Below are 19,748 nucleotides of genomic sequence, written 5' to 3'. Positions count from 1 at the left end.
CTACTGCCCTCTCAACATTAATAAGTGCTCTAAGATGGGTCCCAATGAAAGAGCGGGAAAGAACGTGAGTGCTCCGACAATCACAATCACGGCGCAAAGAATTACAACAAACAAAACAGAATCTGTGCGAAAAGTTCCCAGCGACGGAGGAGAAAACTTTTTCTCAGCAAGACTTCCCGCTACGGCCAGTACGGGAAAAATGATGGCAAAACGGCCGATCAACATCGCTAAAGCCATAGTCACATTGTAAAAGGGAGTATTCACAGTCAAACTTCCGAACGCACTTCCGTTATTGGCTGCTCCTGAAGTGTAAGCATAAAGAACTTCGCTAAGACCGTGAGGCCCCTGATGGCCGAGCCCGGCGAGTCCCTGAGGAATACTGATCGCCACCGCGCTCAATATTAAAATCGCCACACAGGGTGCGAGAACGCCAATAACAATCCAAATAATTTCTTTGGCTTCAATTTTTTTACCCAAATACTCCGGCGTGCGCCCGACCATCAAACCCGAGATAAAAACCGTGAGAATCACGAACAAGAGCATGCCGTACATGCCCGCACCTACACCGCCAAACACCACCTCGCCCAACATCATATTAACCATAGCAATACCTCCAGAAAGTGGAGACAAAGAGCTATGCATCGAATTCACAGAACCATTGGAAGCCGAAGTCGTAAGCACGGACCACAAGACACTGTTCGTAACACCGAAGCGAGTTTCTTTTCCTTCCATCAATGCCGCTTGGCCGACGTAAGGATTTGGACTGTATTCAGACCATAATGAGAGGGACAACATCACAATTAGAATTGCCATCATCGCCGAAAAAAGAACCCATCCCTGCTTTTTTGATCCTACCATGACACCAAAAGTGTATGTGCTCGCAGCAGCCAATAGAATCAACGAAACCATCTCGAGAAAATTACTCCAAGGAGTCGGATTTTCGCAAGGGTGGGCACTGTTGACTCCAAAGAAGCCACCGCCATTGGAACCCAATTGCTTAATCGCAATTTGCGAAGCCGCAGGTCCTTGTGGAAGAATCTGTTCTGCGCCCTCCACTGTCTTAACAGTTTTGTAAGCAGAAAAATTTTGCACAACTCCTTCACCTACAAGAAACAAAGACAAGATAAAACTCAGAGGCAAAAGAACATGAACCGTGGCACGAGTGAGGTCCACCCAAAAGTTTCCTAAACCCGTTACCTGATGTCGGGCAATCCCGCGAGTGAACACCAAGAAAACTCCAAAGCCTGTCGCTGCGCTCACAAAGTTCTGTACGCCCAAGCCCAACATCTGGGTCAAATAGCTCAGTGTATTTTCGCCGGAGTATGCCTGCCAGTTCGTATTCGTGACAAAGCTCACTGCTGTATTAAAGGCGAGATGCCATGACGTATTGGACAGTGCTTGTGGATTTAATGGAAGTGACGCCTGCAACATCTGCAGCAGCATCACGAAAACAACTCCGATGATATTGAAACAAAGAAGCGACAAGGAATATTGCTTCCAGTCCATTTCATCATTTTCTTTAACACCAGAAATTTTATAAGTAAGAATTTCGAGAGGGCGAAGGATTGAAGAAAGCCGCGTCTTTTCACCCTGAAAAACATGCGCCATATAACTACCAAGAAGGGGCGTGAAAATTACAATCGTGCCTAACGTAAGAATGACCTGAACAAGGTCCGCTGAAGTAAAGCTCATAGAAAACTGTCCTTTGTATAACTGCAGTGTAGAGCAGACAGACTCAAGGACGCATAAAATGAGAAGGGATGGGCATAAAGAAAATATAAAAATATGTATTTTAAAAAGAAATTCGTAAATTAGTTCCGAAAGACATGTTTGTTTATGAGAATTGAGTGAAGCGAGGTGCGCCCATGAAGATCTTTCTTTTTGCAGCCTCTTTACGCCGAGGTTCTTACAATAAGAAGCTTATCCGCATCGCCGCTGAAATAGTCGAATCCATGCAGCTTCATGATGTCGAACTTCATGAGTTCAACGAATTCCCCATGCCAATGTTCAACGGTGATATCGAAGAATTTTACGGCATTCCCGAGGGAGTTTTAAAGCTCGCAAAAAAATTTGAAGAAGCCGACGCTGTGATCATCTCTAGTCCCGAATACAACGGCAGCATGCCTGGAACGTTTAAAAACGCCATTGATTGGCTTTCGCGATTGGACCCTGTTCCTGTCAGAAAGAAGCAGATTTGTTTGATAGGAGCCTCACCAGGACGCCTCGGAGCCGTTCGCGGCAATATTCACGACCGCGTACCCTTTCACATCCTCGGAGCTTTCGTTTACCCCGACTACTTCGGTGTCGCGCATGCTGACGAAGCTTTCGATGAAAACGACAAACTCAAAGACCCCAAACAGCTGCAACTGCTTACAAAAATCATCACCGATTTTGTTCACTACGCTTCAAGAATAGAAACGCCATTTGATAGACTCGGAGAGTTCTTCGAAGAACAACAAAAAAGCCAATCCCACCATTGATGATGGAATTGGCTCAATTTTCAAATTGGAGATACTAACCGGAATTTCTTTGCGGAGCAGCTTCCACCGTCGAAGAAGGTTTCTGTTTAATAACTTTTGTAGCTTCAACTTTAGCCACTTGCTCTTCAGCAGGTTTTTTATCAGCGACGTTCAGCAAGACAACACCCGCGATAATAAGACTTGTCGCTAAAACCTTTTGCAAAGGCAGCGGCTCGTTAAACATCATAAGCCCGATAAGAGCCATTATTGCTGTTCCTACGCCGGCCCAAATCGCATAGACCATGCTGATAGGTAGTGATTTCAAAGCAACGGCGAGAGCCACAAAGCAGATTCCATGACATACCAGCGTGAGTATGATTGGAACCACCTTTGTGAATCCCTCCGAATATTTCATTGTGATTGTTCCCAATACCTCAAAGATAATGGCTGCTGCCAGATATGCGTATGCCATAAGACACCCTGTCGCATCTCGACCCTTTCTTACTGTATTCAGTTTTTTTCATCCCGTGCTCGGGCGAATCCCCGAGAGATCTTTTTTTGAATCAGTCGAAAAAAAGACTTAAAAAGCGAACAGGAAATGATTCCTGTATTTGATATAACTAGAATACCATAGCCCTTTGAAAAAAGCTCTTACGACTCGACCACATTAATATTCACCAATAATTTCCAACAATTAAGTGCGAGACACTGCGGGCTCAATTAGTCTATTTTCTGTTTGTTTTTACATACTATTGTTTATTTTGTTTCTCGATTTGAGGCATTTTCACAAACAAAAATGAAAAGGCAGATGACTCTAAGTGAACCTCTGTGCGAGTCCACCATTCATAACTTTCGGCGGCTCAATAATTTTCTTGGAGTGTCCTTGAACTTTGCCAAAGAGGTCAACGGAAAGTCATTACAGCAAACCACGCTATTAATGTCGAATGAACAAAGAAAGCTCGCGAGAAGGTCGATATCAAAATTGACGGAAACGAGTGACCCGCAACAGATTTAGTCAAAAAAAAACCCGGATTACGTTAGTAACCCGGGTTCAAGTAAAATAGAGCTGGCGTCGTGCTACTCTCCCACACGGTCGCCCGTGCAATACCATCGCCGCAAGAGGACTTAACTTCTGAGTTCGGAATGGGATCAGGTGTGGCCCCTCTGCTATAAACACCAGCAAAGCGTTTATTAATCAAAGTGGTTAGCTTCTTACACTAACCTTTTCGTTCTTTGCAACTTACTTCCAATCCAAATGGAGAAGTTACTTCTTTTATCATTACAACTGAATGATTGATTTAGCTGATTTTTAGCGACTTACTCTGATCGTGTCAGAGTAAGGTTGGTTAGTCCCAAATTAATCACTCTCTTACTTATTCAGAGAGCTAGTTTCTCGCTCTTAAAAAGAGGTCTTAGAAACGAAATCTTCGTTAACTATGTTAAGAAGAAAAATTTAAAAAAGCCTCACGACCTATTAGTACGGATCAGCTGAACACGTTACCGTGCTTACACCTTCCGCCTATCAACCTCGTAGTCTCCAAGGAGTCTTTAGGGGGCCGAAGCCCCAGTGAGATCTAATCTCGCAGTCTGCTTCCCGCTTAGATGCTTTCAGCGGTTATCAGTTCCGAACATAGCTACCCTGCATTGCCGCTGGCGCGACAACAGGAACACCAGAGGTTCGTCCATCCCGGTCCTCTCGTACTAAGGACAGGTCTGCTCAAATCTCATACGCCCACAGAAGATAAGGACCAAACTGTCTCACGACGTTCTGAACCCAGCTCGCGTACCACTTTAATTAGCGAACAGCTAAACCCTTGGGACCTGCTCCAGCCCCAGGATGTGATGAGCCGACATCGAGGTGCCAAACTCCATCGTCGATATGGACTCTTGGATGGAATAAGCCTGTTATCCCCGGAGTACCTTTTATCCGTTGAGCGATGGCCCTTCCACGCGGGACCACCGGATCACTTTGGCCTGCTTTCGCACCTGCTCGACTTGTAGGTCTCGCAGTCAAGCCCCCTTATGCCAATGCACTCGACGCCTGGTTTCCAATCAGGCTGAGGGGACCATCGCGCGCCTCCGTTACTTTTTGGGAGGCGACCGCCCCAGTCAAACTGCCCACCAGACAGTGTCCCTCTCCTCGTATAGAGGAGCAGGTTAGATTTCAAAGTTGCCAAGGGTGGTATTTCAAGGTTGACTCCACAAGGGCTAGCGCCCCTGCTTCAAAGTCTCCCACCTATCCTACACATGCCAACTCTAAAATCACTGCCAAGCTACAGTAAAGGTTCACGGGGTCTTTCCGTCTTTCTGCGGGTACTCGGCATTTTCACCGAGAATTCAATTTCGCGAGGCATTTGGTCGAGACACCGGAGAAGTCGTTACGCCATTCGTGCAGGTCGGAACTTACCCGACAAGGAATTTCGCTACCTTAGGACCGTTATAGTTACGGCCGCCGTTTACTGGGGCTTCGATTCTCTGCTTCGCTTGCGCTAACAAATCCTCTTAACCTTCCAGCACCGGGCAGGCGTCAGTATGTATACTTCGTCTTGTGACTTTGCACATACCTGTGTTTTTGATAAACAGTCGCTACTCCCATTTCTCTGCGACCTGAAAAAGCTTGGGGAGTAAATCCTTACACTCTCTCAGGCACACCTTTTCCCGAAGTTACGGTGTTAAGTTGCCGAGTTCCTTGACCAAAATTCACCCCATCGCCTTAGGATATTCACCCCACTCACCTGAGTCGGTTTACGGTACGAGCTAACAAATCTAAAATTACGAAACTTTTCTTGGATGCATGGCTTTTCACACTTCCGGGACGAGTCCCTCGCATTCACACCTCAGAGTTACGACCAGCGGATTTGCCTACTGATCCTCCTACATGCTTACACCCAAATCCAATAATGGGCTGTGATATCCTACACCGTCATTCCTTAATCACAATCTGTTAGGTAACGGAATATTAACCGTTTTGCCATCGATTACGCCAATTGGCCTCATCTTAGGTCTCGACTAACCCTGGGAAGATTATCTTTACCCAGGAATCCTTGAGTTTTCGGCGCCCGGGTTTTTCACCCGAGTTCAACGCTACTTATGTCAGCATGATCACTTCTAGTTCGTCCAGCTGTCCTACCGGTCAACCTTCATCCTACACTAGAACGCTCCCCTACCACTAAAATATAAAATACTTTAATCCAAAGCTTCGGTAACACGCTTAGCCCCGTTGTATCTTCCGCGCAGAGTCACTAGACTAGTGAGCTATTACGCTTTCTTTAAAGGATTGCTGCTTCTAAGCCAACCTCCTAGTTGTCAAAGTAACTCCACAACGTTCTCCACTGAGCGTGCATTTAGGGACCTTAGCTGTTGGTCTGGGCTCTTTCCCTCTCGACTCATGACCTTATCACCCTGAGTCTGCCTGCCGAGGAACATATCTGTGGCATTCGGAGTTTATTTGGGTTTGGTAATCCGGTAAAGACCCCTAGCCCATTCAGTGCTCTACCTCCACGATATTTTTTACTCGACGCTATACCTAAATATATTTCGGGGAGAACCAGCTATCACCCAGTTTGATTGGCCTTTCACCCCTAATCACAGATCATCCAAAGAGTTTTCAACCTCAACTAGTTCGGTCCTCCACGGAGTGTTACCTCCGCTTCAACCTGTCCATGATTAGATCACCGGGTTTCGGGTCTATGCCTGCATACTAAATCGCCCTATTCAGACTCGCTTTCGCTACGGCTCCACCTGCAACGGCTTAACCTCGCATGCAAACATAACTCGCTGACTCATTATGCAAAAGGTACGCTATCGCCCATATAAAGGGCTCTAACTGCTTGTAGACTTACGGTTTCAGGTTCTATTTCACTCCCCTCTCGGGGTTCTTTTCACCTTTCCCTCACGGTACTTGTTCTCTATCGGTCACTAAGGAATATTTAGCCTTATGAGGTGGTCCTCACAGATTCCCACAAGATTTCACGTGTCTTGTGGTACTCGGGATGCCGCTAGGGCCTTTGAAGTTTTCGAGTACGGGGCTATCACCCTATCTTGCCAGACTTTCCAGACTGTTACTCTAACTTCTCCGGTCCCACATCGCGGTCCCACGACCCCTCTTTCAAATAAATGAAAAAGGTTTAGGCTGTTACCCGTTCGCTCGCCACTACTGGGGTAATCTCGGAATTGATTTCTCTTCCTGAGGGTACTGAGATGTTTCACTTCCCCTCGTTAGCTTCAGACACCTATGTATTCAGTGAATGATATCATAAAATGATGAGTTTCCTCATTCGGACATCTCCGGATCAAAGTGTGTGTGCCACTCCCCGAAGCTTATCGCAGCTTACCACGTCCTTCATCGCTTCTTAGTGCCAAGGCATCCACCGTAAGCCCTTTGTAGCTTAAAAAAAATGGAACTAACCTCGCTAAAAATCAACTAAATCAATCTATTCAATTGTCAAAGAACGAAAATCGTTCGCGTGTCATCTCTCTTCTATCACTCACACTTAACAGTCCAACTCATTAGTTGGTGGGCCAGGGAAGACTCGAACTTCCGACCCCACGCTTATCAAGCGTGTGCTCTAACCAACTGAGCTACTGGCCCTTGTTAGATGCGAGAAATAAAGAGAAATTCACTCTTTCAAAACTAAACAGCTAGATGAGATTTTTGGGACTCACTTACTCGGGAAGAGTAAGTTGACCTAAGATTGGGTCATTTTAACTTACTAAGAACATGTCTTAGTGAAGATTGACCGGATAATCCTTAGAAAGGAGGTGATCCAGCCGCAGGTTCCCCTACGGCTACCTTGTTACGACTTCACCCCAATCATCGACCATACCTTGGGCGCCTGCCCCCTTGCGGTTAGCGCAGCGACTTCTGGTACAGCCGACTTTCATGGTGTGACGGGCGGTGTGTACAAGGCCCGGGAACGTATTCACCGCGGCATTCTGATCCGCGATTACTAGCGATTCCAACTTCATGATCTCGAGTTGCAGAGATCAATCTGAACTTAGATGGCTTTTCTCCGATTTGCTCCACCTTGCGGCTTCGCTTCAGTTTGTGACCACCATTGTAGCACGTGTGTAGCCCTAGGCATAAGGGCCATGAGGACTTGACGTCATCCCCACCTTCCTCCGGTTTAACACCGGCAGTCCATTTAGAGTGCCCAACTGAATGCTGGCAACTAAATGCAGGGGTTGCGCTCGTTGCGGGACTTAACCCAACATCTCACGACACGAGCTGACGACAGCCATGCAGCACCTGTGTACAGACCCTTGCGGGCGACGGCGTTTCCGCCAATCTTCCTGTACATGTCAAGCCTAGGTAAGGTTCTTCGCGTTGCATCGAATTAAACCACATGCTCCACCGCTTGTGCGGGCCCCCGTCAATTTCTTTGAGTTTTAATCTTGCGACCGTACTCCCCAGGCGGGATACTTAACGCGTTAGCTTCGTCACTGAAGGGGTCAATACCTCCAACAACAAGTATCCATCGTTTACGGCGTGGACTACCAGGGTATCTAATCCTGTTTGATCCCCACGCTTTCGGGTCTGAGTGTCAGTGTCTAGCCAGTTACCCGCCTTCGCCACCGGTATTCCTGTTGATATCTACGTATTTCACCACTACACCAACAATTCTAGTAACCTCTCTAGCACTCAAGCTTCGCAGTATCAAATGCACTTCTAGGGTTGAGCCCTAGGCTTTCACACCTGACTTACAAAGCCACCTACACCCGCTTTACGCCCAATGATTCCGAACAACGCTAGGATCCCTCGTCTTACCGCGGCTGCTGGCACGAAGTTAGCCGATCCTTTCTTACAGGGTACATTCATTGTGTTATTCCCCTGCGACAGAGCTTTACGACCCGAAGGCCTTCATCACTCACGCGGCGTCGCTGCATCAGAGTTTCCTCCATTGTGCAATATTCCCTACTGCTGCCTCCCGTAGGAGTCTGGACCGTGTCTCAGTTCCAGTGTGACTGATCATCCTCTCAGACCAGTTAAAGATCGTTGCCTTGGTGAGCCATTACCTCACCAACTAGCTAATCTTACGCGGACTCATCTTGAAGCGAAAAACCTTTGACCCCTTGAACCTCAGTTCTTGTGGTCTTATGCGGTATTAGCTAATCTTTCGACTAGTTATCCCCCTCTTCAAGGCAGATTATCCACGCGTTACTCACCCGTGCGCCACTAGTACTCACCCGAAAGCTTTCCCCGTTCGACTTGCATGTATTAGGCACGCCGCCAGCGTTTGTTCTGAGCCAGAATCAAACTCTCCAGTTATAATTCTGTTCTCAACCAAACAACTAGCTTACGCTGTGTTTGTTCGAATTTATTTTTTGAAATTGCGAATGATAATTACTCATCATTCAAAGAGCCCAAAAATCTTTTCTATCTAGCTATTCAGTTTTCAAAGAGCGAATTCTTGCTCGTCGTTAATGTTTCATAGCGACGAGGTAGAGGTTGTATCGAAGACCGAAGCCCTTGTCAACACCCCAAAATCATTTTTTCGAAATTAATTTATAACATAAATTATTCGAAGAAAGATTCGTGTTCTTCAACGAAGACGCGAGCAAACTTTTTGAATACAAATCAAATAGTTAGCTTCTACATCTGTTTGGATACAAACTGAATCGTCGAAGAGAGATGCGGTTATAGTTTGAATTCTGTGACCTTGCAAGCTTTTTTGTTCATGCTCATGAACTGGGCATAGCGGAGTGTTATTTGCCTGATCTTTGCGCAAAGGCGCCCAAAATCGGCATCAATATAGATAAAAACTCGCAGCTCCGGCGTTTTTCTACGATTCAATCACGGCTCTTATATAAAGATTCTCTTCCACGCCTTCTTTTAACTAAGGCTTTTACTGTCGCGCCTAAAGAAGACGCCGCCTTTTTTCGTATAAATTTTATAATTATCTTCATTAAAAATTCGCGCGGGAGTTTTTCGCAAAATTTTATTCTCGAGAACTTTCGTCAATCTTAATGCCAACAATGTATGACTTCTCTCAGATTCAATAAATGCGTTTTTATTTCTTCTAATGCTTTTCATTGGGGATTCAATTTCGCGGCCACGTCTGTACACAACTCATGAAAGAGCCATTCCTAGAGGGAAAATTCCTCCTTGAAGAACATTAAAAATGCAATTCTCAGAGTGAGTACAAGCTCGTCCTCACTCTGATTTAGTTGCAAGCAAAAATTTTTTTGATAAAAACGCCCTCGATGGAAATTCAAAAAGACTTTAAAACTTTATTGCAAAAAGAATATCAAAAAAGAATGCAGAAGAATCGTCTGTATTCTCTAAGAGCCTACGCACGTTTCTTGGGAATCGACTCTTCTTTTCTTTCCAAAATCTTTGCATCGAAAAGACCTATCACTTCTAAGACGATTGATAAGTTAAGCGGCCCCTTGAATCTCACTCGCACGCAAATTGAGTACTATAAGGGTCTTGCAGGCTACGGTGTTGGTGATGGCGCTTTTAAAGCTTTGAGTGAGACAGAGTTTGATGTGATTTCAGATTGGTTTCACTATGCCATTCTTGAGATGACTCACTTAGATTATTTTGTTTCTGATCCTGCGTGGATCGCGCAACGCCTGAAAGTTCCTGTTCAAGACGTTGCTGAAGCGATTCAAAAGCTTTTAAGAATGGGCTTACTGTCCTTAGATGAGAACGCTCGCCTGCGTGTGAATGAAAACTGCACAACGACGACGAATCCATTTACGTCAGCGGCCTTTAAGAAAATTCAAAAGCAGATCAATCAACAAGCTATCGAAGCTCTGGATGATATTCCTTTTGAAAAGCGCAGTCACTCGACGATCACACTTTGTGGAGATAGTGACCGTCTTGAAGAGGCTAAGAAAAAGATCGCGGCTTTCCGTCGTGAGCTGATGGTGTTCTTGGAATCCGGAGAAAAGAAAGACCGTGTTTTCCAGATGAGCATCAGTCTTTTTCCTATTGTTGAAGAAAATTAATTTAATCCTGAGGGGGATTTATGAAAAAGCTTTTTTCTCTTTTAACTCTTTCGGTACTGCTGACGGCACAATTGAGTCATGCCACTAGAAAAGATGGCCAAGAGGCTCACGGCACTGTTGGCAATAAGTTCTGTGAAGAACTCGCAAAAGTGATTGATTTGCGTTACAGCCCGTTTGCTGATGAATGTCGCGAGTATATTCGCGACGAGAAAAAGTCAGACAGCCCTGCGACAACGCCGCAGAAATAATTTTTAGGTCCACTTTTTAGCGGACCTTCTTTGGTGGCGTTCGTTGCACTTGTTCAAAGTATGCAGCTAACGCCGCCATGTCTTTTTCATCGAGCCTTTGCACGATGTCGTTCATTTGACCGGGACTGTTTTTTCTTTGTCCTGACTTCCAGGCTTTTAACTGGGTTTCAATGTAAGCACCGAACTGTCCTGCGAGATAAGGAATCGCGGGAGCCAAACCAATACCTCCGGGACCGTGGCAGTTATTGCAGGCTTGCAGACGGATCTTTGCATCGCCTACCGTTGCAAGAATTTGTCCTCTTTTGATGTCGCCTTTGATTTTAGACGAGAGTTTTTTGGAAGCCATCTCTAGGGATGAATAATAAGCTGCGACTTGTTTTCTTTCCGCTTCACTTAGGTTTTTTGCGATTGGCTCCATCACAGAGTTGATACGAACTCCGGTCGCGTAGTCTTTTAATTGAGTCGCAAGATACAACGCTGGCTGCTGAGCAATGCGCGGAAACTGGCCGGTGAGGTTTTCGCTACCTTTTAAACCGTGGCAGACAAAGCAGGCGGTTGCTCCGGATTTCGTTCCTTCCTTCGCGATTTTCTCTCCAGCTTGAATATCTTCCTCGCTCGTGGTCCATTGAGTTTGAGGTCCTTCGGAGGGAGACTGCTGGGCGATAGCAATTCCCACTGAAACGCCGAGAAGAAGTAGAATTGTAAAAAGAGTTTCTTTATTCATAACTACACCAATGGTCCCGGTTTTTTTAAGTATTTCTCTTTAAGCGCATCAAGACACCAGTAGATCAGAGCTCCGACGGTTCCTGTTGGATTGTACGCGGCGTTCTGAGGGAAATTGGAAGCGCCAATAACAAACACATTGGGCACATCCCAGCTTTGCAGGTAGCGGTTTACAACGCTCGTGCTGGGATCATTTCCCATGACGGTGCCACCCGTTGTATGAGTTGTTTGGTAAACTGTGGTGTTCCATGGTTTTTGCCTTGCGGTGGCTACGACGGTTTTTCCTCCCATGGCTTCGCCGATTTTTTTTGTTTTTTCAGTCACAAATTTGGCCATGCGGATGTCGTTATCTGGAAAATCAAAAGTCATTCGCAGAAGTGGCAGTCCCCACGCATCTTTGTACGTTGGGTCAAGATCCAAATAATTCCAGCGACTGGAACTGGAGCTGCCGTGAATATTTAAAGCCACGGTGTGATTATAGTGTTTCGCAACGGCCTTTTTCCATTCTAGTCCCCAAGCCGGCGTTCCAGGTGGTGTTGGATGAAATTCAATCGGTCGACCGTTTGTCATGATTGAGCCGACATAAGCTCCGCCGATAAATTTATGCGGACCGTGATCAAAACTTTCTCCGCCGAAATCATCAATCATAGTGCCATTGGCTCCAGACGCCATGAAAGGATTGATGTTCACATTTTCGTCGTAAAAGACCTGGGCGCTGCTCATTGTTTGATAAGCGTAGTTTCGACCGACCACGCCCTTTTCGGTTTGCGGATCATAAGGCTGTCCAATGCCTGACAACAAAAGAAGACGGACGTTATTCACGGCGAATGCTGTTACAAGAACGAGATCGGCGGGTTGTTCAAATTCTCTTCCGGCACTGTCGACGTAAGTGACTCCTGTCGCTTTTTTCTTGGTGCTGTCCAAATTGATTTTTAAAACTTGGCAGCCCGTGCGCAATTCGTAGTTTGGATTTTTAAGAGCTAACGGCAAAATCATCGTTTGAGGGCTTGATTTTGCGTAATGCTCACAGGCAAAGCGTTCACAGAAACCGCAGAAGACACAAGCATTCATTGCGAGCCCTTCCGGATTGACGTAGGGCTGACTTAAATTCGATGATGGTTGAGGAAATGTTTTGTAGCCGAGTTCTCTCGCTGCTTTTCCGAAGAGAGCTGCGAAGTAAGGTTCTTTCATCGGAGGAGTTGGGTACTCGCGCGAGCGCCACCCTTCATAGGGATTTCCCCCCGGCTGAATTTTTCCTTTGATGTTTCCGGCTTTTCCGCTGGTCCCGCAGAGATATTCAAAACGATCGAAGTGTTTTTCTAAATCGTCGTACGTGACTCCCCAATCTTGAATGCGCAATTCCGGATCGATAAATTTTTTCCCGTATTTTTGTTCATGATAGGATCTAGAAATAAAATCGGCGACCTGAAAACGAAATGTTTGTCCATTCCAGTGAACGGAAGCTCCACCGACACCCGTTCCCGGGAGAAAACTATCCCAGCGGCGCATAGGAAGAGCCGTCTCGTTCACGTTGTTACGGGCTGTGATGGCTTCTTTTACATTGTCTTGCATAAGGCCTTTACGAACAGCAAAACGAAGTTCATCGTGCATATTCGGTGATTGAAAGTCGGGAACTGTGTCGCGCATAGAACCACGTTCGAGGCCTACGACTTTTAATCCTGAAGCTGCAAGTTCTTTTCCTAAGATGGAGCCCGCAAGACCGACTCCGATTGTAACGACATTGACTGATTTTAATTTCGTGGCCATAGGAACTCCTTATCTTGCCGGAATATTTGGATTGGCGTGCACATGCCCCATGGAGTCTTCTGCAAGACTGATTGGAGCACGAGAGATCTTAATGCCGTGTTTATCGACGATATCGTAGTAGCTTCCGTAAGCGCCAGGGAAACCAATCATGCGCCAGGAAATCATGTTTTGATTCCCTCCATAAACTGGGTCGCTGAAAAAGCCTTCCATCGTGATCTGCAAGAGGGAGGAGAAAAAAACTTTGGAAGGAACTCCATCAAGATCGCGGTCTTCACTCTCTAGTTTTTTTAAAAATTCGTCTTGTTGTTGCGCTGTCATTTTGGCGAACGGTGTTTTTTTAGAAAAATCTTTTTCAAGGGCTTTCAGAGCTGTTCTGAAAAGCTCTGCGGGAGTGTAAGGAAGTTGATAACCCTGGCTTTTCGTTCCTGGTAACCAGGGGCCACTGCGATAGAGGCGTTCTCCGGCACCCCAACTGCCGCCGAGTTGCTTATCAATGTAGTTTGAGACGCCAGCTTCCAAGGCTCCACCCCAGCTTTCATCTGCAGGGATAAGACGAGAGATAGCCGCTTCGATAAAGGCCGCTTCGTTGCGATTTAAAAATGTATAGGTGATTTTTGGTTTTTTAATTTTGGGAGGTGCTTTTGTTTTTTCAACAACGGCTTCAGCTTTTGCTACGGCTGTTGTTAGAGGGAGAGCTGCTAAAAATCCTGTCGCGGCGATTTTTATTGCGTCCCTTCTGGAAAATTCGGCGTCTTTGTCTTCAACATTGCTCACGGTCATCCTCCAATGAGGATCAGTACCGTTCATTCACATACGATTGTCTAACTTTGATCCTGAAGACTGCAAACAAACAAGAGAACTTTATTCGCGTGTGACTTCCTTGATAATTTCAAATGAACGCAGACGATCTTGATGATCGTAGGCATCGGAAACAATGATGAGTTCATCAGCCTCGGTTTTATTGATAAGTTTTTGCAAGCCTTCACGAACTTTTTGTGGGTTTCCGATCACGGAGGTGCGAAGACGCGAAAGCACGAGATCTTTTTCGGCAGGCCCCCATAAGCCATCCATACTTTTCACGGGAGGTTGCAAGGAGACTCTTTGATTGCGGATGATGCCTAAGAATCTTTGATAGACTGTGGTTGCTAACAAATTGGCTTTCTCATCCGTGTCAGCTGCCAAAACCTGAACGCCAACCATGACTTTGGGTTTTTCTAAAACACTGGAAGGTCTAAAGCCTACACGATAAATGTCTATTGCTTGCATCATCAGTTCCGGCGCGAAATGGCCTGCGAAAGCATAAGGTAAGCCGAGTTCCGCCGCCAATTGTGCACTATAAAGACTGGAACCTAAAAGCCACAAGGGCACAGCAATCCCGGCGCCTGGAATGGCGCGAACTTTTTGACCTTCGTGAACGGGCGCAAAATAATATTGAAGTTCTTTAACGAGATCTGAAAACTCTGCTTCCCTGCCCGTCATTTCTCTTCGCAAGGCGCGCATTGTGAGACCGTCTGTTCCTGGCGCTCTTCCTAAACCTAAATCAATGCGATCAGGATAAAGAGTTGCTAACGTTCCAAATTGTTCTGCGATAACTAAAGGCGCATGATTAGGAAGCATAATGCCACCTGAGCCCACGCGAATTTTTGAAGTTCCACCTGCGACGTAACCGATAAGAACCGATGTTGCGGCACTAGCGATTCCTTCTAAGTTGTGATGTTCAGCCAACCAAAAGCGATGATACCCCAAGCGCTCCACATATTGGGCTAAATTCAGAGTGTTTTTGAAGGAATCAGAAATGGTTTTGTCTTGAGCCACAGGAGCTAAATCTAGAACCGAAAGCTGAACGTCAGAGAGTTTTTTCATAAGATCACCTTTAAAACGATCTTATTGTAACAATTTTGGATACATTTATCCACGAAAATATATTATTGTCGCCAAACGAAAATTTTAGTTTGAATCATATTTAGGTTAAAGCCGTGCGAGCTTTTAAATCAAACACTTCAGGTTCAGATAAAACGTGCAGTTTTACGTCGTGAATAGACATGGTTTGATCTGCGGAGGCTTCAGAAATATTTGTATAAGTGACTTCCCGTCCATCTAGAACGTAGACGGCGTTGTCTCCTAAGATTTTAAATTTGTTTTCTTCGATCACGATCGCCGTGCCTTCATCGATGCCGATTCCCAGGATGCCCGGATTCAAGGCAACCGCTCCTAATAATCTTCCAATCCGTCCTCTTTGCGCGAAATGCTGATCGATGATCATGTTCTCCACAAAACGAAGACCGGGAGCCATCATCCAGTTTCCTACTTTATGAGACTCGCCATTTTCACCTCCGACAAGCATGGTTTCCCCCATGACTGCGGCCCCGGCAGAAGTTCCTGCCAACACTCCTCCGGCACGAAAAACTTCAATGATATAATCCATGACCACGGTGCCGCCAAGTTTGCTTGTGAGTTTCAGCTGATCTCCGCCGGTAAAGAAAATTCCCTTGGCATTATGAAAAACTTTTTCCAAATTCACCTTTTCGACGTCGTCAGGCTGATTGACGTGAAGATGTTCAAGGTTATGGACTTTTAACTTTTTAAAAACTTTTTCGTAGTCATTCCAGACTTCCGACGGAATTTCACTGGCGGCAGTGATAATCACAAGCTTTCCGTTTTCCAAACGGCGAGCAATTTCTTTGAGAATTTTCATCTCGCCGGATTTATCTTCTTTACCGCCGATAATGATCAAAGTTCCATGAGGATGAGCAACCTTGGCGTGAGTTCTAGCTGCTTTTTTTGTCGTTTTCTTCACCGATTCCATAAATGTCTAGACCTCTTCGTGAGAAATCCATCCTGTTACTGAATACAAATTTTCCGTCTTCGAGGAACACTTGTCCTCGAGAAATTACATGTTTAATTTCAAAATTTTTTGCATCAATCACTGTCAAATCAGCGTCGTGCTCGACCAGAATTCGCCCCTTTCGACTGAGTCCCAAAGCTCGCGCCGTATTCACGGTAAAGTGAGGAAGAAGTTCTTCCAAGGTATAGCCATGATTTAAAACGGCGTCTCGAAGTTCCCACCACAACTCTGACGGAGATCCAATACCGGCGTCTGATGACACAGTTAATTGATCCAAAGGACCGCCGAGGTCGCGGTACACTTTGTACCAATACACAAAGTCCCTGTCCCAAAGATCAAGGTCGACAAAACAACCACGCTTCGCCATCTCGATGGCTTCCTCCACCAGAGCCTTGCTTCTGCCAATATGTGTGATGTGAATTTTATGCGGAACAATAACATGAACTTCCATGAGATCACGCAAGGTTTGCAAACGACGGTCGCCCCCGCCGGCGTGGATATGTGAAATACCAGGTTTGTTGCTTAGCATTCCGCCGACATAAGCATCAACCATGGAGCGCGCAAGATCATGAAGTGTGGGCTCTGGAGCACGGCGATCTGCGATGGCGATTTCTCCAACGCCAATGATCTCCGGAATATAAATCACGTCGTGACGAACGGAATCTGTGATCGTTCGCGGGGGGCAGTCGTAGCCTCCGGTGTAGCAGTAAGCAGTCAGTCCTACATCGTTGAAGGCCCTCGCTCTGGCAACAAGCTCGGGCATTGTTTTTGTTGTGGTATCTACACCCAAAGTTCCAACAAGCGTTGTGACTCCGCCTCGAACACATTCGGCAATTGTGATGGCGGCACTTTGCGAGGAGAAGCCGCCTTTTTCTCCGCTTCCTCCGGCAAGATGCAAATGCGGATCCAGAATTCCTGGAATAACAAAACATCCCGTACAGTCATAAACTTTAACATCCAGATCCCGCAAAGTATGGTAATCGACCGCTTGAATTTTTTTAATTCTTTCCCCGGCCGTAAAAATATGAGCCTTTATAAAACGGCCTTCCTGGAATATTTCAGCGTTCTCCAAGTATATCATCTTAAACTCAACTCGTCGGAAGCTTGTGGCTTGTATCGGATCGTTTGCCCTTCGATTTTATCAACGGGTTTAGGGTCGAATTCTCTTAAAATTTGTAAAAGAGGTTTGAGATTTTCAAAAAAGATAACGAAGATGTCTCCTTTTTTGAGATTGCTTAAAATGTTGTGAAGCTCCGTTTTGTAATCTTGCACAACGTGATGTTTTAAATTTGGAAAACTAACGTTAAAAATATTTTGCAGATAATGAGGCACCTCTAAAGGCTGCCTTCCCCGAAGGTCTTCGTCGTCACGCACGTAGACTTCATCAAAGACCTTTCCCATCTGATGAGCTGTCAAAGAGAGCAAGTCATCCGAACGATCTCCTGGAAGACCAAACATCGCAATCTTATGAGCTTCGGGGTGCTTGTAAAGAATTTCACCAATATTTGAAATTGCATCCGCATTGTGGCCGTAATCAATAATGATATGAGCATCGTGAATTCGATAGATATTAAAGCGACCCTGGTTTTCTGCCGTCGGATTAAAGTTACGCAAAGCCTCCATGACGTGCACAGGTGATTCCCCGAGGGAAACTGCCGTAGCCATCGCAGCTAAAATATTTGAAACCTGAAACGACGCGCCCGAGACACAGGTCAGGGGATAATCAACACAATGACCTAAACTGATGCGGTGACCGTTCACAACTCCCAGGAACTCTTCGTTCTCGCACCAAAAAGCGTCGTGCCCCATGGAGAGATGGGCTGAAAGAATGGAGTTGTATTCGCGTGTTGAATATAAAACGATTTTGCGATCCACTTTTTGAACTCTCTCATTATTAATTAAAGACACTGAATTCATGTCGTCAGCATTTAAGACGAGAACACCGCCTTCTTTTACTCTTTCTGCCACTAAAGACTTAATCCAGATAAGATCATCAATGGTACGGATGCCATCTTGACCTAAATGGTCTGCGCGAATGTTTGTGATGACGGCCGCATCAGACCAATCATAAGGGAGTCCCCCGCGCAATAAACCGCCGCGTGCAATCTCCAAAACGGCGCACTCTACGGCCGGGTCCATTAAAATCATTTCTGCAGACTGGGGTCCGGAAGAGTCGCCATCGGCAATTTGCTTATTGCCAATAAAAATACCGTCCGTGCTTGTCATTCCGACAGTGATCTCACTATCTCGGGACATGATCTTATTTAAAAGACGAACCACCGTGGTTTTTCCGTTAGTTCCGGTGACACCGATGACAGGAATACGTCCATGTTCACCTTTAGGCATTAGCATTTCAACGATCTCATCGCCAACCGTGCGCTCGCCTTTTTCCACATGGCCCAAATGCATACGAAGCCCCGGACCGGCATTAACCTCGATCACCTTGAACGATTCGTCTAAAGGTTTTGTAAGATCTGCGGAAATGATATCGATGCCACAAATATCAAGCCCCACTAAACGCGCAATTCTTTCGCAAAGAGCTTTGGTTTCGTCAGGGACCTGCTTGGTGACATCCGTCGCCGTTCCTCCAGAAGAAAGATTGGCATTTCCACGCAAAGTCACGACCCGGTCTTTTTCCAAAACGGTTTCGAGGCGAAGAGAATTTTTGTTTAAATGCTGAATCATGATTTCATCGATCACAATGGTCGTAAGAAATCCGGCATGACCCGGTTTTCTTAAAGGATCCTTATTTAGCTCTGCAATAAGCTGTGTGATTGTTGAGACGCCGTCGCCTTTCACCTCAGGTGCTCGTCTTTCGGCCGCGGCGATGAATTTTCCGCCAATGACAAGAGTACGGTAGTCATTACCTGAGCACATTTCTTCAAGTAGAAAAGCATTCGATAAATGGCGGATATTCTTGAAAGCCTCTTTAATTTCATCAAGACTTTGTAAATTAAGAACGACTCCTTCTCCATGATGGCCGTCCACAGGTTTTAAAACGTATGGTGGATGAATTTGAGTTGTGGCGAATTCGATTTCCTCCTCGGAGTGAATAAGAACTCCGTCAGGCACGGGAATCAAAGACTGGCTTAGAAATTTTTTTGTCACTTCTTTGTCTTGAACGAGATCGGAGGCGATTAGATTAGTTTTGTCCGTGACTGCGGCTTGAACGCGGCGGATTTTCTTTCCCCAACCCAATTGCAAAAGACTTCCGTCACCTATTCTCTTTACGGGAATGTCTCTTCTTTTTGCTGCATCATAAATACACTGTCCGCTAGGGCCGAGAGCTTCATTTTCTACCTTTTTTATTTTTTCTATGATGGCTGGGAGATCGACTTCTTTGTCACTCAAAAGGTTGTTGACGATTTCGAGACTTTGTTCGCAACAGGCCTGCATTGTCGGCGCGTTTTTAAAGCGCGTGATAATATCGTATTGACCAGGAATTCCAGCAAAACGAGCTTTGCCGTAATTGACTTCGACTCCGGCAAGCTGACTGAGCTCGAGAGCTACGTGTTCAAGGAGATGCGCAAAGTAAGTTCCTTCATGAAGACGTTCGACAAAACCGCCTCTTTTTTCAGCCGAACAAGTGTGTTCATGTAAATTGGGCAATAAACTTAAAATCTTCTCGTTAAATCCGACAATGGATTTTGTTTCGATGTCGACGAGATCTTCAAGATCAACTCTCATGATGAAGACAGGTTTATAATGATAAACATTTGGACCTAAAACTTTCCGAAAGCTGATAATTTTCAT

12 protein-coding genes, 1 tRNA gene and 3 rRNA genes are annotated in these 19,748 nt (G+C 45.7%); 3 read left to right on the top strand and 13 right to left on the bottom strand.

The window, feature by feature from the left end; all coding sequences use genetic code 11:
- Positions 1-1,692, bottom strand: coding sequence for a potassium-transporting ATPase subunit KdpA (kdpA, locus tag AAAA78_RS08265; protein ID WP_340591368.1), 1,692 nt, complete (start codon positions 1,690-1,692; stop codon positions 1-3).
- Positions 1,693-1,865: 173 nt separating this feature from the next.
- Between kdpA and AAAA78_RS08260 the strand changes: the two genes are divergently transcribed.
- Positions 1,866-2,480, top strand: coding sequence for an NADPH-dependent FMN reductase (locus tag AAAA78_RS08260; protein WP_340591366.1), 615 nt, complete (start codon positions 1,866-1,868; stop codon positions 2,478-2,480).
- A 34-nt stretch (positions 2,481-2,514) separates the two neighbouring features.
- Here the strand turns inward: AAAA78_RS08260 and AAAA78_RS08255 are convergent, their stop codons facing one another.
- The 5 genes from AAAA78_RS08255 to AAAA78_RS08235 all read right to left on the bottom strand — a co-directional run bounded on the left by AAAA78_RS08255 (position 2,515) and on the right by AAAA78_RS08235 (position 8,727).
- A complete protein-coding gene (locus tag AAAA78_RS08255; protein ID WP_340591365.1) occupies positions 2,515-2,931 on the bottom strand; it encodes a DMT family transporter in 417 nt (138 codons plus the stop codon).
- Positions 2,932-3,523: 592 nt separating this feature from the next.
- A 5S ribosomal RNA gene (gene rrf / locus AAAA78_RS08250) occupies positions 3,524-3,640 on the bottom strand.
- 272 nt (positions 3,641-3,912) lie between these two features.
- Positions 3,913-6,853 (bottom strand): 23S ribosomal RNA (locus tag AAAA78_RS08245).
- Positions 6,854-6,973: 120 nt separating this feature from the next.
- A tRNA-Ile gene (locus AAAA78_RS08240) sits at positions 6,974-7,050 on the bottom strand.
- A gap of 163 nt (positions 7,051-7,213) precedes the next feature.
- Positions 7,214-8,727, bottom strand: a 16S ribosomal RNA gene (locus AAAA78_RS08235).
- Together the 16S, 23S and 5S rRNA genes with 1 tRNA gene alongside form the textbook arrangement of a ribosomal RNA operon.
- Before the next feature lie 935 nt (positions 8,728-9,662).
- Between AAAA78_RS08235 and AAAA78_RS08230 the strand changes: the two genes are divergently transcribed.
- Both AAAA78_RS08230 and AAAA78_RS08225 read left to right on the top strand, forming a co-directional pair.
- Positions 9,663-10,412, top strand: coding sequence for a DUF4423 domain-containing protein (locus tag AAAA78_RS08230; RefSeq protein WP_340591363.1), 750 nt, complete (start codon positions 9,663-9,665; stop codon positions 10,410-10,412).
- 20 nt (positions 10,413-10,432) lie between these two features.
- Positions 10,433-10,660: a hypothetical protein gene (locus AAAA78_RS08225; protein ID WP_340591361.1), complete on the top strand. Its 228-nt coding sequence runs from the start codon at positions 10,433-10,435 to the stop codon at positions 10,658-10,660.
- A gap of 16 nt (positions 10,661-10,676) precedes the next feature.
- On the opposite strand, the gene AAAA78_RS08220 is transcribed toward AAAA78_RS08225, so the two are convergent.
- From AAAA78_RS08220 to cphA, 7 genes are all read right to left on the bottom strand, one after another.
- Complete coding sequence (locus AAAA78_RS08220) at positions 10,677-11,384, bottom strand: c-type cytochrome (protein WP_340591359.1); 708 nt, start codon at positions 11,382-11,384, stop codon at positions 10,677-10,679.
- Between the two features lie 2 nt (positions 11,385-11,386).
- Positions 11,387-13,150 (bottom strand): GMC family oxidoreductase, encoded by a 1,764-nt coding sequence (locus AAAA78_RS08215; protein WP_340591357.1) that lies wholly within the window; start codon positions 13,148-13,150, stop codon positions 11,387-11,389.
- Positions 13,151-13,159: 9 nt separating this feature from the next.
- Positions 13,160-13,924, bottom strand: a complete 765-nt coding sequence (locus tag AAAA78_RS08210; protein WP_340591356.1) for a gluconate 2-dehydrogenase subunit 3 family protein — start codon at positions 13,922-13,924, stop codon at positions 13,160-13,162.
- An 87-nt stretch (positions 13,925-14,011) separates the two neighbouring features.
- Complete coding sequence (locus AAAA78_RS08205) at positions 14,012-15,013, bottom strand: LLM class flavin-dependent oxidoreductase (RefSeq protein WP_340591354.1); 1,002 nt, start codon at positions 15,011-15,013, stop codon at positions 14,012-14,014.
- 100 nt (positions 15,014-15,113) lie between these two features.
- Entirely contained in the window at positions 15,114-15,956 is an 843-nt protein-coding gene (locus tag AAAA78_RS08200) for a cyanophycinase (RefSeq protein WP_295905873.1), read from the bottom strand.
- A complete protein-coding gene (locus tag AAAA78_RS08195) occupies positions 15,919-17,076 on the bottom strand; it encodes an amidohydrolase family protein (protein WP_340591352.1) in 1,158 nt (385 codons plus the stop codon). The genes AAAA78_RS08200 and AAAA78_RS08195 overlap by 38 nt, the downstream gene beginning before the upstream one ends.
- Positions 17,073-19,748: a cyanophycin synthetase gene (gene cphA, locus AAAA78_RS08190; protein ID WP_340591350.1), complete on the bottom strand. Its 2,676-nt coding sequence runs from the start codon at positions 19,746-19,748 to the stop codon at positions 17,073-17,075. The genes AAAA78_RS08195 and cphA overlap by 4 nt, the downstream gene beginning before the upstream one ends.

The sequence above is a fragment of the Bdellovibrio sp. BCCA genome, assembly GCF_037996825.1.
Lineage (GTDB): Bacteria > Bdellovibrionota > Bdellovibrionia > Bdellovibrionales > Bdellovibrionaceae > Bdellovibrio.
This window is presented reverse-complemented; position numbering and strand designations above follow the sequence as displayed.